The 16,095-nt window shown below is 59.8% G+C and carries 13 protein-coding genes; 10 read left to right on the forward strand and 3 right to left on the reverse strand.

From position 1 onward, the window contains the following. The coding region (gene dctP, locus FJ941_RS25930; RefSeq protein ID WP_140510106.1) for a TRAP transporter substrate-binding protein DctP at positions 1-743 on the reverse strand (743 nt) is incomplete at its 3' end. A gap of 280 nt (positions 744-1,023) precedes the next feature. On the opposite strand from dctP, the gene FJ941_RS25935 reads away from it, so the two are divergent. The 10 genes from FJ941_RS25935 (at position 1,024) to FJ941_RS25980 (ending at position 12,797) form a co-directional block, all read left to right on the forward strand. After that, positions 1,024-1,680 (forward strand): GntR family transcriptional regulator, encoded by a 657-nt coding sequence (locus FJ941_RS25935; protein ID WP_140510108.1) that lies wholly within the window; start codon positions 1,024-1,026, stop codon positions 1,678-1,680. A gap of 1,485 nt (positions 1,681-3,165) precedes the next feature. Beyond that, complete coding sequence (locus tag FJ941_RS25940; protein ID WP_140510109.1) at positions 3,166-4,146, forward strand: manganese catalase family protein; 981 nt, start codon at positions 3,166-3,168, stop codon at positions 4,144-4,146. Between the two features lie 4 nt (positions 4,147-4,150). Beyond that, entirely contained in the window at positions 4,151-4,978 is an 828-nt protein-coding gene (locus tag FJ941_RS25945) for a DsbA family protein (RefSeq protein WP_140510111.1), read from the forward strand. A 161-nt stretch (positions 4,979-5,139) separates the two neighbouring features. Further along, the gene (locus FJ941_RS25950) at positions 5,140-5,514 is read left to right on the forward strand and encodes a hypothetical protein (protein ID WP_140510113.1); all 375 of its coding nucleotides are present in this window, start codon (positions 5,140-5,142) and stop codon (positions 5,512-5,514) included. Then, a complete protein-coding gene (locus tag FJ941_RS25955; protein ID WP_140510115.1) occupies positions 5,511-7,607 on the forward strand; it encodes a pyrroloquinoline quinone-dependent dehydrogenase in 2,097 nt (698 codons plus the stop codon). Before FJ941_RS25950 ends, FJ941_RS25955 begins: the two co-directional genes overlap by 4 nt. Positions 7,608-7,765: 158 nt before the next feature. Continuing rightward, positions 7,766-8,779: a ubiquinol oxidase subunit II gene (cyoA, locus tag FJ941_RS25960; protein WP_140510117.1), complete on the forward strand. Its 1,014-nt coding sequence runs from the start codon at positions 7,766-7,768 to the stop codon at positions 8,777-8,779. Beyond that, entirely contained in the window at positions 8,769-10,772 is a 2,004-nt protein-coding gene (gene cyoB, locus FJ941_RS25965) for a cytochrome o ubiquinol oxidase subunit I (protein ID WP_140510119.1), read from the forward strand. Before cyoA ends, cyoB begins: the two co-directional genes overlap by 11 nt. Then, positions 10,769-11,476 (forward strand): cytochrome (ubi)quinol oxidase subunit III, encoded by a 708-nt coding sequence (locus FJ941_RS25970; protein ID WP_140510120.1) that lies wholly within the window; start codon positions 10,769-10,771, stop codon positions 11,474-11,476. Before cyoB ends, FJ941_RS25970 begins: the two co-directional genes overlap by 4 nt. Then, complete coding sequence (cyoD, locus tag FJ941_RS25975) at positions 11,473-11,937, forward strand: cytochrome o ubiquinol oxidase subunit IV (RefSeq protein WP_140510122.1); 465 nt, start codon at positions 11,473-11,475, stop codon at positions 11,935-11,937. Before FJ941_RS25970 ends, cyoD begins: the two co-directional genes overlap by 4 nt. A gap of 137 nt (positions 11,938-12,074) precedes the next feature. Beyond that, a complete protein-coding gene (locus FJ941_RS25980) occupies positions 12,075-12,797 on the forward strand; it encodes a DUF4396 domain-containing protein (RefSeq protein ID WP_246674009.1) in 723 nt (240 codons plus the stop codon). Positions 12,798-13,076: 279 nt separating this feature from the next. Here the strand turns inward: FJ941_RS25980 and FJ941_RS25985 are convergent, their stop codons facing one another. After that, positions 13,077-14,330: a cytochrome c gene (locus tag FJ941_RS25985; RefSeq protein WP_140510124.1), complete on the reverse strand. Its 1,254-nt coding sequence runs from the start codon at positions 14,328-14,330 to the stop codon at positions 13,077-13,079. Beyond that, complete coding sequence (locus FJ941_RS25990) at positions 14,327-16,093, reverse strand: GMC family oxidoreductase (RefSeq protein ID WP_140510125.1); 1,767 nt, start codon at positions 16,091-16,093, stop codon at positions 14,327-14,329. The genes FJ941_RS25985 and FJ941_RS25990 overlap by 4 nt, the downstream gene beginning before the upstream one ends. Positions 16,094-16,095 lie beyond the last annotated feature (2 nt).

The following is a 16,095-nucleotide window of genomic DNA, read 5'->3' on the forward strand; positions in this document are numbered from 1 at the left end:
AGGTAGTTCAGATCCACGAGGTGACTGGTCAGGCATATCTGCTTGGTGACCTCATAGAATTTGGAGTCCTTGTCGGACGGCAGCGGATTGTCCTGGCCGTCGATCGCGCCGGTCTGCAGGGCTGTGTAGATTTCGGTAAACGCCACTGGCACCGGATTGGCGCCGAGCGCCTTGCCAAGAAACTGCCAGGCATCGGTACCGGGCATTCTGAGCTTGACGCCGGCCAAATCGTCCGGGGTCTTGATTTCTTTGTCGATGCGAAGGTTCAATTGGCGGCGGCCGAGATACATTACCGTCAAGAGCTTGACGCCGAGCTCATCCTCCACCTTCTTTTTCATCGGCTCCATGAAGTCAGACGCGAAAACCTTCTTCTGATGTTCGGCGTCGCGATGAAGATAGCCGGCGGTAAAAATACCCCATTCGGGATAGAGCGATGCCAATTCCTGCGCCGAGGTGATCGACATTTCCAGATTGCCACGGGCAATTGCTTCCAGTTCGGTGCCTTGCTTGAACAGTTCGGCGTTCCAGTGCGGCTCAAACGTGGCGAAGGCGCGCACCGCTGGGGCGAACACGCTGGTTAGCGCCACCGCGCGCTGGTCGCCCGGTGTTGCCGGTGACGATAGCCTCAGTGTGATCTTGTCTTCCGCCAGGGCGCGGTTGACGCGTGAGGCGTACATGGCACCGGCTACGGCGAAAGCGGTCGTGCGGAGAAATCTGCGGCGATCGAAAGTGGCAGTGGTCATGCTTTTCCTCCCTGAATTGCATGTGGGGCGACGTTGTGCCCAGCTAATCGAGCATCGCACGACAGCCTTCCTCGTTCAACCCACGTAGCGGAGGACGCCAGATAATCACCATTTTGTATGACGATCCAAGATCTCTAGCGCCCCGCTGGGTCGCAGTCTCCCGCACAGCCAGTGTCTGACAGCACTCTCGCCCAGCGTGAGCAGCTTCAAGGTCCTCAGGATGGTCGCGACGGCATGACAGACGTATGGCATTTCGAGAAATTCATGATATTCCTGGCAAATGCTTATGAACGCTTCCGACGCAACGATATCGGATACCGCCTATCGGCAGATACGGGCCGACATAATTTTTGGCCGACTGGTTCCCGGCGAGAAGCTCAAGCTCGAAAGGCTGAAGGGCCTCTACGGAGCCAGCGTCTCAACCCTGCGGGAAATACTCAACCGTTTGGCCTCCGATGGGCTCGTGGTGGCAGAAGGACAGCGGGGCTTCGAAGTCGCGCCGGTTTCACCAGAGGATCTGAAGGAAATCGCGGCGCTGCGGCAGCTGCTTGAATGCCACGCGATGGAATTGTCCTTCGGCGCCGGGGATGTGGAATGGGAGGGTAAGGTGGTTTCGGCCCACCACAAACTGCACCAGATGGAAATCAGGATGATCGGCGGAGACCGGTCGGTAACCAAGGACTGGAAACGCTACGACTGGGAGTTCCACCAATCGCTGATTTCCGCCTGCGGGTCTCGCGCGCTTATGGAAACGCATGCCGCGGTTTTTGACAAATATTTGCGGTATCAGATGATTTCGCTGACCTTTCGTGGGCAAATCGCGGCCGACGAACACAGACAGTTGCTGGAGGCAGCGTTGGCCCGCGACGTGGCGACGGCGCAGATGGTGCTGCGCCGGCATGTCGAGGCGGGCGTCGAGCATGGTTTGACCGCCTGAGCGGAATGCCTTGCGGTAGCACACCGCGGCTCATCCCGTTGGTCGGCCCCAGAGATCGGCGCATCTATATCGCGGTCTCATGTACGCGCCAACTTCCGGTGCGACCTATGTGTAGGCCCGATACAGATTGCCGCGCGCCTGTTCGCACGGCATCGCCGGCGAGCAAATCTCAGCACCGAACAATGATGCCCCGCAATCTGATTTGTGAACACGGGTCAGAGGCACCCCGAGTGGTGCCTACCCGCGGAACTCTTCAACGGGATAACGAGGTGGCGGCACAGAACGATCGAGCACGCCTGAAATCTTCGAAAAATGCGGCGCACCAAACGCACCAAAGTGCAATCCTGGGGAATGCTCTCCTCCTCAGGCTAAGGCTCCTTAGAAACTCGTTCTTCTCCCGCAGCTCACGAAAACGTCGACGATTTCCCGGCGAAGGTCAAAGTCGCTGCGACCAGTCGGATGCGTCCGCCTGAACGAACAGGTAAATGCCGATGGCCAGCAACATCGCCAGCATTATCCAGATTATCAGTTTCGAGATGTTCACAGGCGTCAGATAGTCGGAATGGCGCCCCGGCAGCAATTCACATTGCGAGGCTTGGAGCGTATGAGGGATAAGATTGCACGATTGCGTTATCGCTCTTGATCGGCATCTTTTTTTAGCGTTCGTGATGCGTTGTGACGAGATCGATCTTCGAAACGATATTCGCTGTCGCTGCTGGGGTCGCCCTGTCGACTGCACTCGGCTATCTCGCCTATGCTTGGCCGGGCGATGCCGTGCCCATGCTGGAATGGCTCGCCAGGCCGCTTACATTCAGCACCCTTCTGTGGGCCGCGCTCGGGGCAATGTTCGGGCTCAGCGCCTTGCAATTCCAGCGAGGCCGGACAAGTGTCAGCCGCAAAATGCGGCGCGACGAGCGGGAAACACCATAGCGACAAGAGCCTGCTAGAGACGCGGAGACGCCGGTGAACAGCACGCGCCTATCGCGCTGCGAAACATGGTCACCGGGTGCCCTCAAAATTCTGCGCTTGTGTAGCTGAGGGTGCGCGAAGGGCTAGAGGCGGAAGCAGCCAGACTGGCATTCATCGAAGCGGCCCCGGAAGCGCATCTGTTGCCGAGCAACTGACCGTTAAACGCCGGGTCTGCCCATCCTATGGACTGATCGCATCGTGCTAAATGCTTCGATGAAGAAGTAATTAGCCGACGCGTCAAGCTCAGCAGACGAAACCCACGCCATGGAGATGCCGGCGAGGCGGTGTGCCCAGTCATTCCGCGCCACAAACGCTCGGACAAGGCATGCTGCCGCGAACTCCTGGGCAGTTCCTTGCCCTCACGACGACACCGCGAAAAGGAGTCCCGGTTAGAGGAACAAAACTCTGCGCCTTCAGTTCGGCCCGAGGTGCTGCGCCCCGGTGTTGCACGTGAGCCCGACGTGAGTGCCCTCTGGGATGGACGTCGGATCGGCCACCCCCAAAACGGAGACAATCATGTTTCACCACGTCAAGGAACTGCAGTTCAACGCGCGCGTATCTGAACCCGACCCGAAATTCGCTGCCCTGCTGCTTGAACAATTCGGCGGCGCCAATGGCGAGCTGGCCGCCGCGATGCGGTATTTTACCCAGGCCTTCTCAACCCGCAAACCCTACCCCGACAAGTACGATATGCTGATGGACATTGCGACGGAGGAGTTCAGCCATCTCGAGATCGTCGGGGCAACCATCACGATGCTTTTGGACGGGGTCAACGGTGAACTGAAGAATGCGGCCGAGGCAAGCCCCCTGAACAAACTGACGAAAGGTAAGGCAGGCAAGGAGGATGTGCTCCATGAGGCGTTGACCAACCCACAATTTCTGGTTCAATCAGCTGGCGGACCGACCTTGACCAATAGCCAAGGCGTGCCGTTTTCCGGCAGCTACATCGACGCCAACGGCGATTTGACAGTGGACTTGCGCTCGGACATGGCCGCCGAGGCGCGAGCGAAGATCACCTACGAATACCTGATGAAATTCACGGACGATCCTCTTGTCCACGACAGCCTGCGATTCCTGATGACTCGCGAGATCGCCCACTTCCAGATGTTCGGGGCAGCGTTGGAGACCATTCAACCCAACTTCCCAATGGGCATCCTGCAGGGAGACCCGCGGCATACCCACACATACTTCAATCTCTCGAACGGAGCCGAGGCGCGGGGTCCCTGGAACGAGGGACAGGGTCCGTGGAGCGCCGGCGAGAGCTGGGACTATGTGAAGGAGCCTCACAAGCACGTCATCGACACCCAGGGCGAGATCAACCACGAACCAAAGAGCGTCAACATCACTCAAAAGCAGGTGGAGGCCAAGAACAAGGAGCTCTCCCACAAACGCAGCGCCGAGGTCAAAGCAAAAACAACCTCTGCTCCCACCCAGTGGTCCTCCTATCCGCAGGACTCGATCGACAGCCCGGTGAAAGCGCAAACCACGGGAATCTGACGACGTGGGTGAGAGCGAGAACCAAGCCTCGCCCGAACCCCGGCCCAATAACACGCCGGTTCTCGAGATCTCGTATTTCACGGATCCGCTGTGCTGTTGGAGCTGGGGCTTCGAGCCTCAACTGAGACGCTTACGCTACGGCTTCGCTGGTCGGATTGCGTTGCGGTTGCGTTTGGGCGGCATGATCGGCAGCTGGGACAGGTTCAGTGATCCACTAAACGACGTTCACCGCCCGGCGCAGATGGGTCCGATCTGGATCCAGGCGGCTCGTATTACTGGCATGCCATTCGAGCCGACGATATGGGCTCGCGATCCGCCAGCCTCTTCGTGGCCTTCCTGTCTCGCGGTCAAGGCGGCGGGTCTCCAGTCGGCCGCCGCCGCCGACCTCTATCTGCGCCGCATTCGCGAAGCCGTGATGGTTGAAGGCCGGAACATCGCGAAAGAAGAGGTGCTGGCCGACATCGCACATGAGCTTGCCAAAGCACGCCCTGATTTGCTCGAGCCCAAGCGGCTCGAGTTGGACGCAACCGGAGCCGAGGCGCGAGCCGCGCTCGAGGAGGATGTGCGCGAAGCCAGATTCCGAGGCGTCGGCAGATTTCCCTGCCTCAGCCTCAGTCGGCCGGGAGCGGATCGCGCCTGGATAGTCGGTTGGCTGCCTTGGGATGAATTGCTCGCCAGACTGCTCGCCTATGCGCCCGACGTTGGGGCGGCGCGGGAGCCGCCCAGTGCTGAAGCGTATACACTTTATTGGGGTGGGATGACGCCCCGGGAAGCTGAGGGCACAACAGGCAATCCCGACGGCACGATGGCCAACAAAGCTGCGTTTCGCTAGGCACGCGCTGCGCGTTCCGCCGCACGCGTCGAGCTTCCGCCGCTCACGCGATGGTGAAGCCGCGGTTGGAACAGACCGGCCAAGCTCGGGTTAGCAAAGTGCTCCGTCCCGCAAGACGCCCCCTTTTGGGGGTCGCTCAAAGAGACGTCGCAGGAACGATCATGAAAACCCAGCAACTGCCGAACATCAATCATCGGGGCCCGCTCGTCGTCATCACGGCGGCCGTGCTCGCGTGCGCAATCGCCTTCTACTACTTCGCCGCCCCACTGACTGGGGTAAATGGAACCCCCGGAGCCATGCTTGTGCTCGTTGCCAGCCTGGCACTTGCGCTGGATGGCCTCGTATTGCGCTTCAGAAGAGGTGGTGTCGTCTTCACCCTGGCCTGGATCTTGGGCCTTCTAGGAGCACTCGGCACGTTCACCGCCGCCGTCTTTCTCCATGCTTGGTGGCTCGTGGCTGCCGTGGCCGTTGTGTTGGCCGGGCTGTTGATCACGCTGGGTTTCCGTCAGACCAAGATTCGGGATACGTCCCAATGAGAACTGCAAATTTCCGCTCGAGCCTGGCCTTTGCCGTCGTCCTGTTGATGGGGGTCGGCATACATTCAGTCTCTGCCCAGAATGACGATAATTCACCCGCGTCACAACCGGGCGGCATACCGGATGCCGTTAAACAGCCGAACGACACGAGCGGAGGCGCCAGCCCTTCGGCCGCGGGCGCGGGTTCGCCGATGGAGGCGACTACGGCCCCGCTCCCTGCACCCAAGCCAATCCCTCTGATCCCGCCGCAGCCGACCTGGAACAGCTTTCATGGCCAGCTTAATGGCCAAAAGTTCTCGCCGCTCACCCAGATTACCGCGGCAAACGTCGGCTCGCTGCGTAAAGTATGGGAGCTGCACACCAGTGATATGTCGGACGGCTCAGGGGCATTGCCAGCCTCCGTCTGGTCCGCAACCCCCATTTTCGCCAACGACACGCTTTATATCGGGACACCCTTCTACGGGGTGCTGGCACTCGATCCGGGCACAGGGGCGATCAAGTGGAAGTTCGAGTCCAAATCCACTTTGAAAGCATTGACACAGCCAGCCCTGAAGAACCGTGGCGTTGCTTATTGGCAGAGCAAGAATTCGATAGCCGGCGAAGGCTGTCAGAAGATCGTCTATCTCGGCACCATGGATGCGCACCTCTTTGCGCTCGATGCCGACAACGGACAGCTCTGCAAGAAATTTGGCTCGGGTGGCGTGTTGGATGTGAACCAGTGGAACGACATCAACGCCAAGTACCCGCTTTCGCTGTTGCAGCCACCCACCGTGGCGGGCAACCACGTCATCATCGGCTGGGCTGGTAAGGATTGGGCCTATGCCGAGGCTCCTCCCGGGACGGTGTTCTCGTTGGATCCGCAGACGGGCGTGCGACAGTGGTCGTTTTCGGCACTGCCTGCGCAGATCGCAAAACGGACCGGCACCGCCAATGTCTGGACGGCGATGTCCGTGGACGAAGGGCTCGGGCTCGTGTACCTGCCGGTCTCCAGCCCGTCGCCGAACTACTGGGGCGGCAACCGTGCTGACCCCATACCACTTGCGACATCGACCACCGCGCTGGATCTCGAAACTGGCAAGGTCGTCTGGTCGCGACAGTGGGTCCATCACGACATCTGGGACTACGATATCAATTCCGCGCCCACGCTTATGGACATCACTGTGGCAGGCAAGCAAATTCCTGCCCTGATGCAGGCAACGAAAATGGGCTTTCTGTTCGTCGTCGATCGGCGCACCGGAAAGGACGTCTGGCCGATCGATGAACGCCCGGTACCTGGCGGCGACGGTACGATTCAAGGGGAAGTCTACGCTCCCACGCAGCCCTTCCCGACCAAACCCGCACCGCTCCTGGACCAGTCCAAAAAGCCGGCAATCTGGCGTATAGCTGATATCGTGGGCATGGGCGAGTGCTCCCGGTTATGGGACAACCTCTCCTATCGTGGCATGTACAGCCCCCCGACACACAAGGGCGAAGGCGTGCTGGCTTACCCGGATTCGGCGGGCGGCGTGCAATGGGGCGGGGTGGGTTTCGATCCAAGCACCCAAACGGCGGTGGTCAACTTCTCGCATGTCGTCCAATCCATCAAGCTCTATCCCCGCGATGAATACCAACGGCTCGCCGGCGATTCCGGCAATGAGCAGGGCTACTATCCGCAGGAGGGCGCACCCTACGGCATGTCGCTGCATAACGCTCTCAACTGGCTTGGCATGCCCTGCTGGGCACCCCCCTTCGGGGAAATCGCCGCCATCGACATGACCACCGGTGACATCAAATGGCGCCGGCCGATGGGAGCATCGCAGAAGTGGGGCTTCTATATGCCTGAATCACTCGGGTCGGTGACCATTGGTGGCCCGGCCGTGACGGCGGGTGGTTTGATATTCATCGGGGGTTCGATGGACGCCAAGGTGCGCGCATATTCTCTCGCCAACGGACAGGAACTTTGGTCCGACATCGTCCAGGCGCCCGCGGTGGCCAATCCCGCGGTGTACGAGTACCGCGGCCGCGAATACGTGGTGTTCGTCGCAGGCGGAAATACCATTCTAAAAGACCAGGTCGGCGATCAGGTTGCCGCTTATGCCCTTCCCGGGCCGTAACGGCCAAACGCCACCACCGGCAAAGCTTTGGTCGCAGGTCCGGTCGCTGCCGCTGTGACTGTCTTGCTCAAGATGCACCATCGGCCACATCCAGGAAGCTGTGAAGGCTACTTCGAATGAGAGTTGGGAATTGCCAAAGCGCAAAGACGTCGTCGTGCATGCGAGGCAAGGGCGAAGTCCAAAAAGGCACCTCGCAAAGGATCGAGCGCGCCGCACCGGTCATCGCAAGAGCCGTGGCCACTCTGTCGGCCGCCTGCGCGGTTCTGACCGGGTGTTCGGGAGGCGTATTCGATCCGCAGGGACCAATCGCGGCCGGCAACACAAAGATCCTGGTCAATTCGCTGGCCGTAATGCTGGTCATCGTGATCCCTACATTGGTCGCGCTGCTCCTTTTCGCCTGGAAATTCCGAGCCACAAACAGTCAGGCCCGCTACGACCCCGAGTTTGTTTATTCCGGTCGCATAGAGCTGATCGTCTGGGGGATTCCAACTTTGACAATTCTCTTCCTTGGTGGACTCATCTACTACGGATCACATCACCTGGATCCCCGCACGCCGATAGCTTCAGATAAGCCGCAGCTGAATGTCCAAGTCGTGGCGCTCGACTGGAAATGGCTCTTCATCTATCCCGACCAGCAAGTCGCTACTATCAACAAGCTTGTCATCCCGGCTGGCGTGCCGATACATTTCACATTGACTTCCGCCAGCGTCATGAATGCTTTCTTCGTGCCGCAGCTCGGCAGCATGATCTACGCCATGAACGGTATGCAGACAGACCTGCACCTGCAGGCTGACCACGTGGGTACCTACTACGGGCAATCGGCGCATTTCAGTGGCGACGGCTTTTCGGACATGCACTTCCAGGTGCACGCGATCCCGGCACAAGAATTTGACGCCTTCGTATCCGGTTTGAGAGCCGAAACCGGCGTCTTGAACGCCGACGTCTACCTCAAGCTCGCGCAACAGGGCAGCGATGTTTCGGCGACCACGTTTGGTCATGCACAACCGGGTTTGTTTGATGCAATCGTGCATCAGGCGCTGCCTCCCGGCCCCGGTCCAGCCGACAACAAGTCCGGCAGCAAACCGAGCATCAGGCCGGAGGCGTCGCCGTCGCCCACCGCTTCGGCGAACCCGGCGACGAAGCAACGAGAGGAGGCGCACAATGCTCGGTAAGCTCGACTGGTCCGCCATCCCCTTTGACCAGCCGATCCCACTTGGAGCGGCCTTGATCGTGTTTCTTGCCGGCCTCGGTGTGCTGGGCTGGATTACGGTAAAGGGGCATTGGCCTTATCTATGGCACGACTGGATAACGTCCGTCGATCACAAGCGCATTGGCGTTATGTACATTGTGCTTGCCGTACTGATGCTGCTGCGCGGCTTCGTCGACGCAATCATGATGCGCACCCAGCAGCTGTTTGCGATTCATGGACCGGGTTACCTGCCGCCCGAGCACTTCAATCAGATATTCTCGGCCCACGGGACGATCATGATCTTCTTCGCCTCGATGCCGTTCGTGATCGGCCTGATGAACTTCGTCGTGCCGCTGCAATTGGGAATACGTGATGTTGCGTTCCCCACGCTCAACTCGGTCAGTTTCTGGCTGACGGCGACCGGCGCCCTGCTGGTCAATATCTCTCTGGTTGTCGGGGAATTCGCGCGGACCGGCTGGTTGCCCTATGCGCCGCTTTCCGAACTCGCATATTCGCCCGGCGTGGGTGTGGATTACTATTTATGGGCGATCCAGATCTCCGGGGTCGGAACGCTCTTTACCGGCGTGAACTTGGTAACCACCATTTTGAAGATGCGCGCCCCAGGAATGGGGTATCTACGCATGCCTATGTTCTGCTGGACATCGTTGGCCTCCAATCTCCTGATCGTTGCTGCCTTCCCGATCCTTACGGCGACGCTGGCGATGCTGACGCTCGACCGCTACCTCGGCTTTCACTTCTTCACCAACGAAGCCAGCGGGAACCAGATGATGTTCGTCAACCTCATCTGGGCCTGGGGCCATCCAGAAGTGTACATCCTGGTGCTTCCCGCCTTTGGCGTGTTCTCCGAGATCTTCTCCACGTTCTCGTCCAAGCCGCTGTTCGGCTATCGCTCCATGGTGGCGGCGACGATGTTCATCTGTCTCGTGTCGTTCATGGTCTGGCTGCACCACTTCTTCACCATGGGCGCAGGCGCAGACGTAAATACGGCCTTCGGCATAGCCACCTCGGTAATTGCTGTTGGAACAGGGGTGAAGATCTACAATTGGCTCTTCACCATGTATGGCGGGAGAATCCGCTTCGACACTCCAATGCTATGGGCGCTTGGCTTTGTCACCACTTTCACCATCGGGGGAATGACCGGCGTCCTGCTTGCAGTGCCGCCAGCCGACTACGTTCTGCACAATTCGCTCTTCCTGGTGGCGCATTTCCACAACGTCATTATCTCAGGCGTTCTCTTCGGCGCTTTTGCCGGCTTTACCTTCTGGTTCCCAAAGGCGTTCGGCTTTCGACTGCACGAGGGCTGGGGCAAGGCGGCCTTCTGGTTAACGCTGCTGGGCTTCATCCTCGTCTTCGCACCTCTCTATGTGGTTGGTCTGGAAGGCATGACGCGCCGGCTCCAGCACATTGAAGTGGATGCTTGGGCGCCTTGGATCGTCATCGCGGCAAGCGGTATCGCGGTAATGCTTTTAGGTGCGGCCTGCCAGATCGCGCAGCTCTTCCTGTCAATCAGGGACCGTGACCAGCTTCGCGACGAGACTGGCGACCCTTGGGACGGGCGCTCGCTCGAGTGGTCGACACCGTCGCCACCACCTCCGTTCAACTTTGCGCACCAGCCGCATGTCGAAAACGAGGAGCCCTATTGGAGCATGAAACAACGCGTGATCGAAGGCCAAGACCCAAAGACGGTCATGCAGTACGAGCCGATCGACATGCCAAAGAACAGCCCAACGGGCTTCGTGACTGCATTCTTCGCAACGGTTATCGGATTTGCACTCATCTGGCACATCTGGTGGCTGTCAATTCTCGGGTTCCTCGGCGCCTACGCCACATTTGTCGTGTTCGCCTGGCGAGACCAGGCCGAAATCGTGATCCCTGCCAAAGAGGTCGAACGGATCGACCGCGACCGCACCGCCGCGCAAATCGCCTGGCTCCGGCGCAGGGAGCAAGTGACATGAGTGACCACTTCGATACGATGCCCAGTGACATCACCGCTGGAAGTACCAGACGCGACCCCTACATGGTGGGCCGTTCGAGCGGGCAGGGAGAAGGGCGCTCAAGACACCAGGGTGCCACCGGACACGGCGAGGGCGGTCCCGCCTCGAAATTTGTAACCGTCACCTACGGATTTTGGGTTTTTCTCCTGTCCGACATCATCATGTTCTCGGCGTTTTTCGCTTCGTACGCGGTGCTCGCGAACGCAACCGATAACGGGCCGACAGGCAAGCAGCTGTTCGACCTCACACGCGTTGCCATTCAGACCGGGCTCTTGTTGACCTCGACCTTTACCGCAGGGCTCGCATCGCTGGCGGTCGAAAGTCGTTCGATGCCTCGCGCACAGTCGTGGCTGGTCGTCACTGGGATCCTTGGAGCATTGTTCCTGCTTCTCGAGGGACAGGAATTCATCACGATGATCGGGGACAATGCCGGTCCCGGCCGAAGCGCGTTCCTGTCGGCCTTCTTCGCTTTGGTCGGGTGCCATGGCGTCCATGTGGGGCTTGGCATCCTGTGGCTCGGAACCATGATGGCCCAGCTCTGGGTGAAGGGCTTTCGCGCCGACATCTTGCGCAGGCTTCACTGCTTTGGCCTCTTTTGGCACGCCCTGGACATCATCTGGGTCGCGATTTTCAGCCTCGTTTACCTGCTGGGAGTATCGCAGTGACAGATAAGACCGCCCCATCCGAGGCCCCCGTCGACACCCGCGATGCCGCCCCTGGCGAGGAGACGATCACGCGCAACGAGCCTGCGGCTGGACTGCGGGGATATCTGCTCGGCTACGGCCTCGCGCTCCTGTTGACAGTGGGGTCGTTCATCGCCTCGCAGACGGAGTTGATCTATCAGCCGGCCGTCATTTCTGCGCTGGTCGTGCTGGCCCTTGCACAGATCGGCGTGCATCTGGTTTTCTTCCTGCATCTGACGACCGGACCAGACAACACAAACAACATTTTGGCCCTCGCTTTTGGAGTGTTGATCGTTGTCCTGATTGTGCTCGGTTCCGTCTGGATCATGCGACACCTCGACCAGAACATGGCGCCCATGAACCCGCAACCGCTTGCGTCGCTGACGCCCCGGGCTGCCGAACGACTTCGGCTGCTCTCGGCTTTGCCCGGCGCGGTGGGCTGATCGAAGCTGTTCCCCTCAGTCTCGTGAGCCGGCGCATCAAATTGGCGGCCAGAATGGCAGGCGGCATCTGAATGCAATAGAGCGGCCCAACAGCGCGGCCCAAGGACAGCGAAAGAGGAGGAAAATACGATCCCCGAATGGTTACATTGGGTGGCCGTGCTTTCCTTGCTGGCCGGAATTCTGTCTTCGATCTGGATTGCATTAGACGAGTTCCGAGCCCCGCAGGATATGTGGATCATGAACCTCGTTTGGCCGGTCTGTGCCCTCTTCGGATATGGCTTCGTTCTTTTCTTTTATGTGCACTCCGGCCGGCCAAGTTCCAAGGGCACAGTCGAGCGGCGAACCGGAGACGCAAAGAACTCAGGCTCGCACAAGACAGCTCTTTCGCCGACGGCGATCGCAAAGGCAGCATTGCATTGCGGAGCCGGCTGCACTGTGGGCGATGTCATTGCCGAAATGCTGCCCTTGCCTTCCCAACTGTCCTGTTGTGGCTGGGCTGGAAAAGCTTGTTTGCGGAGAGGACGATTTCGGTCTGGATCCTGGACTACATCTTCGCCTTTGGGCTGGGCATCGCCTTCCAGTATTTTACGATAAAGCCGATGCGACAGCTGTCCGCGAAGCAAGGATTCCTACAAGCCCTCAAGGCTGATGCTCTGTCGCTGACAGCATGGCAGGTTGGTATGTATGGCCTCATGGGCGTCGGTCAGTTTTTGATCTTCAAACCGGTCTTCGGGACGCAACTGGAAGCCAACACGCCTGAGTTCTGGTTTTTGATGCAACTGGCCATGCTGGCCGGCTTTGCAACCAGTTACCCCGTAAATTGGTGGCTCCTCAGGAAAGGCATAAAGGAACTGATGTAGGGCTGCGCCCCTCACCAGAGCTGCCCCAGCTCCCTGCGGGAGAAACCTTTGCCTGGCGATGCGGCCATTCCCGCAGCGCCGCTCAGCCTTAGCGCCGCCCCAGCGCATGCCCCTGCCATCCGACACTCCGCCGGCCCCGGACCCGATGCTTGGTCGATCCTCGCTGCCGCGGCGGTAGCATTGTGCAGGCCTTTAAAATGGACCGCTTGGCACGCCGCCAGCTCTGGAAGGTTGCCTAACACCGCTTTCGCTACGGCCGCCGGAGGCGGTGCAGAACACCTAATACGCGCTCGCCGCCGACTCGACCGACTTGCGCAGGTCTCGCACCTCGTCGGAGCTCACCGCGCCTGCCTTGTTGCCCCAGGCGTTGCGGACGTAGGTAGCGACTGACGCAATCTGGCCATCAGTAAGCTTCCATCCGAATGACGGCATCGACAGTGGGTTCGGACTTTCGGGCATCGAGGCAGCGTGCCCGCCGTTGAGGATTATGCGTAAAACCGACAGCGGCTGGTGGGATTGGACGACTGCGTCCCCTTTGAGGGAGGGAAAGAGTCCTTTCACGCCGACGCCTCCTGACTGATGGCAAGCAGAGCATTGGTCGGCATAGATCGCCTGTCCGGCACGAACGACGTCCTGGTCTGGAGCTTCCGAGCCTTGCCGCGCGGTAGCCGGAAGCGACTTTAGATACGTTGCGATCGCCTGCAAATCTTCGTCGCTCATTTTAGATGTCGAGTCCTTGATCACCTCGGCCATCGGCCCATAGGCGGTGGTGCGGTCATTGCGGCCAGTCTTGAGAAAACGGGCTATGTCCTCTGTGTCCCACGATGCCAGGCCCTGACGCCGGTCGCCTGCCAGGCTCGGCGCGTACCAGTTCTGGATTTCCCCGCCCTGATACATTTGGTCCGTCTTGGCCGAGCCGAACATGTTCTTGGGTGTGTGGCAGGCCCCGCAGTGACCAAGACCTTCCACCAGATACGCGCCGCGATTCCACTCCGCCGACTGCCTTTTGTCAGGCTGGAATTCGCCGGGCGTGAAGAACAGTTCGTTCCATCCCGCCATGGCGATCCGATGGTTGAGCGGCCATGTAAACTCGTTGGCACGCGTCGGTGCCCGCACCGGCTCAACCGTACGCAGATAAGCGCGGATGTCATCAACGTCCGCGCGCGAAACCTTGGTGAACCAGGGATAGGGAAATGCCGGATAGAGACGGTGGCCATCTGCGGCTATCCCCTCGTGCATGGCGCGGTAGAATTGCTCCTCGGTCCACGCGCCGATGCCCGTCTCGGGGTCGGGGGTTATGTTGGCTGAGTAGATAGTGCCGAATGGCGTCTCGATGGGCCGGTCGCCGGCAAAGGGCTTGCCGCCATCCGCCGTGTGGCAGGCGACGCAATCGCCGGCTGCCGCCAGCCGGCGCCCGCGCTCCTGCCTGGCGAAGTCCCCGATCTGCGCCTGGGCGAAGGGGCCGGGAAAAACCAACCACCCGCCGATCAGGGCGGTGGTTGCAGCCAGGGCGAGGAGCGTGTGCTTCGTCATGTCTGCACCAGAGGACCTGGTCGCTTGAGATACTGATTGCGGATCGCGTCCGCTGCCCAAAGCGCAAGTGCGCTCACTGTCCCGGTTGGGTTGTATCCGCTGTTGTGCGGAAAGGCGCTGGCGCCGACCACGAACAGGTTAGGCACGTCCCAGTGCTGCAGATACCGGTTGACCACGCTTTGCTGAGGAGTGGCGCCCATAATGGCGCCACCTGTGTTGTGCGTCGACTGATAGGGCTCGATGTCATAATGCGGCCCCCGCGGCGACTTTTTGATCTCGCGCGGCTTCATCGCCTTTGCAATGTCGACCATCTTGGCCATGGTGAAATCCTGCATCTTCAATTCGTTCTGCTTGAAGTCGTAGGTCATGCGCATCAGCGGGCGGCCGTAGACGTCCCGATACCTTGGATCAAGATCCAGGTGGTTGGCCGCGTTCGGCATTACCGCCCCCATCAACGAAACCGACATGGAGGTCAGATAGTTCTCGATGAAGGCCTTCTTCCACTTGGCACCCCATTTTGGGGTGCCTTCCGGCAGGAACTCCGTCTCGATTGGCCGGCCGGTGGTCACGTAGCCGGCAATGTAGCCGCCGTGGATGAAACCAAGCCCGCTATGGTCGAAGTTATCGCCGTTCCAATCGTCGACGATCATGCCCAAAGCGCCGGCCCCCACAAACGGATTGAGGACCTTGTCGCCAAGGAAGACGTCCACCGAAGGGGTAATCTGATAGCAATAGTTCTTGCCGAGCGTCCCCTGGCCGGTACTTGGATCGTAGATTGTCCCAATTCCGGAGGTCATCAACAGGTGCACGTTGTGGGTGATGTAGGCGCACACAACCACGAGGTCGGCGGGCTGTTCGTATTCGTTCCCGTGCATGTCGACGTAGCTGACACCCGTGGCGTGTTTGCGCGAGCTGTCGAGATTGATCGCCGTGACCTCGCTTTCGGTGCGAAGACCAAAGTTTTTCTTCTGCATCAAGACGGGCAAGATCGTCGTCTGCGCACTCGCCTTGGAATAGTTGCCGCAGCCGAACTTTTCACAGAACCCGCAATAGGTGCAGGGCGCCAGACTGACACCGAGCGGGTTGGTATAGGCCTGTGACATGTTGGCGGAAGGGCATGGGAACGGATGCAGCCCGATCGAGCCTGCCGCTTCTGCAAACAACGTCGGCCCATAGGTCTGCTTCATCGGCGGCGTGGGGTAGGATTTGGAACGCCGTCCCTCGAAGGGGTTCCCGCCCGATTTTTTCTGTCCGTTTACGTTGCCGGCCTGACCGGCGATCCCGCACAGTTCTTCCCACCGGGTATAGTACGGCTCGAGCTCGTCATAGGTGACGCCCCAATCCTGCAGCGTCATGTCCTGCGGAACCATGCCTTCGCCATAGCGTGCGATCGTCTGGCTGCGGATCTCGAAGTCATAAGGCAGGAAGCGCCAGGCCTGACCATTCCAGTGTAGGATCGAACCTCCGACGCCGGTTCCGGGTAAGAATGACCCCAGGCGCCGCATCGGCAGCGCCTTCTGGTCGGACGTATTGCGGAACGTCAGCGTCTCCTGGGCGGTCTGTTCGAACAGATGACCGCGGTAGCGATAGCGCAGCTCGTCCTGGATGAAGGTTGGGGCAAAATCCGTGCTGGTTTCCCGCAAACTGCCACGTTCGATCGCAAGGACTTCGAGGCCAGCCTCGGTCAGTTCGTGTCCCATGATGGCGCCGGTCCAGCCGAATCCGACCAGCACGACATCAACCGAAGGAAGCTTCTGAGCCATCG

It is taken from the genome of Mesorhizobium sp. B2-3-13, from assembly GCF_006442195.1.
GTDB lineage: Bacteria > Pseudomonadota > Alphaproteobacteria > Rhizobiales > Rhizobiaceae > Mesorhizobium > Mesorhizobium salmacidum.

Excerpts from the sequence above, each read along its gene's own strand:
- FJ941_RS25935 (WP_140510108.1), top strand. The coding sequence starts at position 1,024 with ATGCTTATGAACGCTTCCGACGCAACGATATCGGATACCGCCTATCGG.
- FJ941_RS25940 (WP_140510109.1), top strand. The coding sequence starts at position 3,166 with ATGTTTCACCACGTCAAGGAACTGCAGTTCAACGCGCGCGTATCTGAA.
- FJ941_RS25950 (WP_140510113.1), top strand. The coding sequence starts at position 5,140 with ATGAAAACCCAGCAACTGCCGAACATCAATCATCGGGGCCCGCTCGTC.
- FJ941_RS25955 (WP_140510115.1), top strand. The coding sequence starts at position 5,511 with ATGAGAACTGCAAATTTCCGCTCGAGCCTGGCCTTTGCCGTCGTCCTG.
- cyoA (WP_140510117.1), top strand. The coding sequence starts at position 7,766 with ATGCGAGGCAAGGGCGAAGTCCAAAAAGGCACCTCGCAAAGGATCGAG.
- cyoB (WP_140510119.1), top strand. The coding sequence starts at position 8,769 with ATGCTCGGTAAGCTCGACTGGTCCGCCATCCCCTTTGACCAGCCGATC.
- FJ941_RS25970 (WP_140510120.1), top strand. The coding sequence starts at position 10,769 with ATGAGTGACCACTTCGATACGATGCCCAGTGACATCACCGCTGGAAGT.
- FJ941_RS25980 (WP_246674009.1), top strand. The coding sequence starts at position 12,075 with ATGGTTACATTGGGTGGCCGTGCTTTCCTTGCTGGCCGGAATTCTGTC.
- FJ941_RS25985 (WP_140510124.1), bottom strand. The coding sequence starts at position 14,330 with ATGACGAAGCACACGCTCCTCGCCCTGGCTGCAACCACCGCCCTGATC.
- FJ941_RS25990 (WP_140510125.1), bottom strand. The coding sequence starts at position 16,093 with ATGGCTCAGAAGCTTCCTTCGGTTGATGTCGTGCTGGTCGGATTCGGC.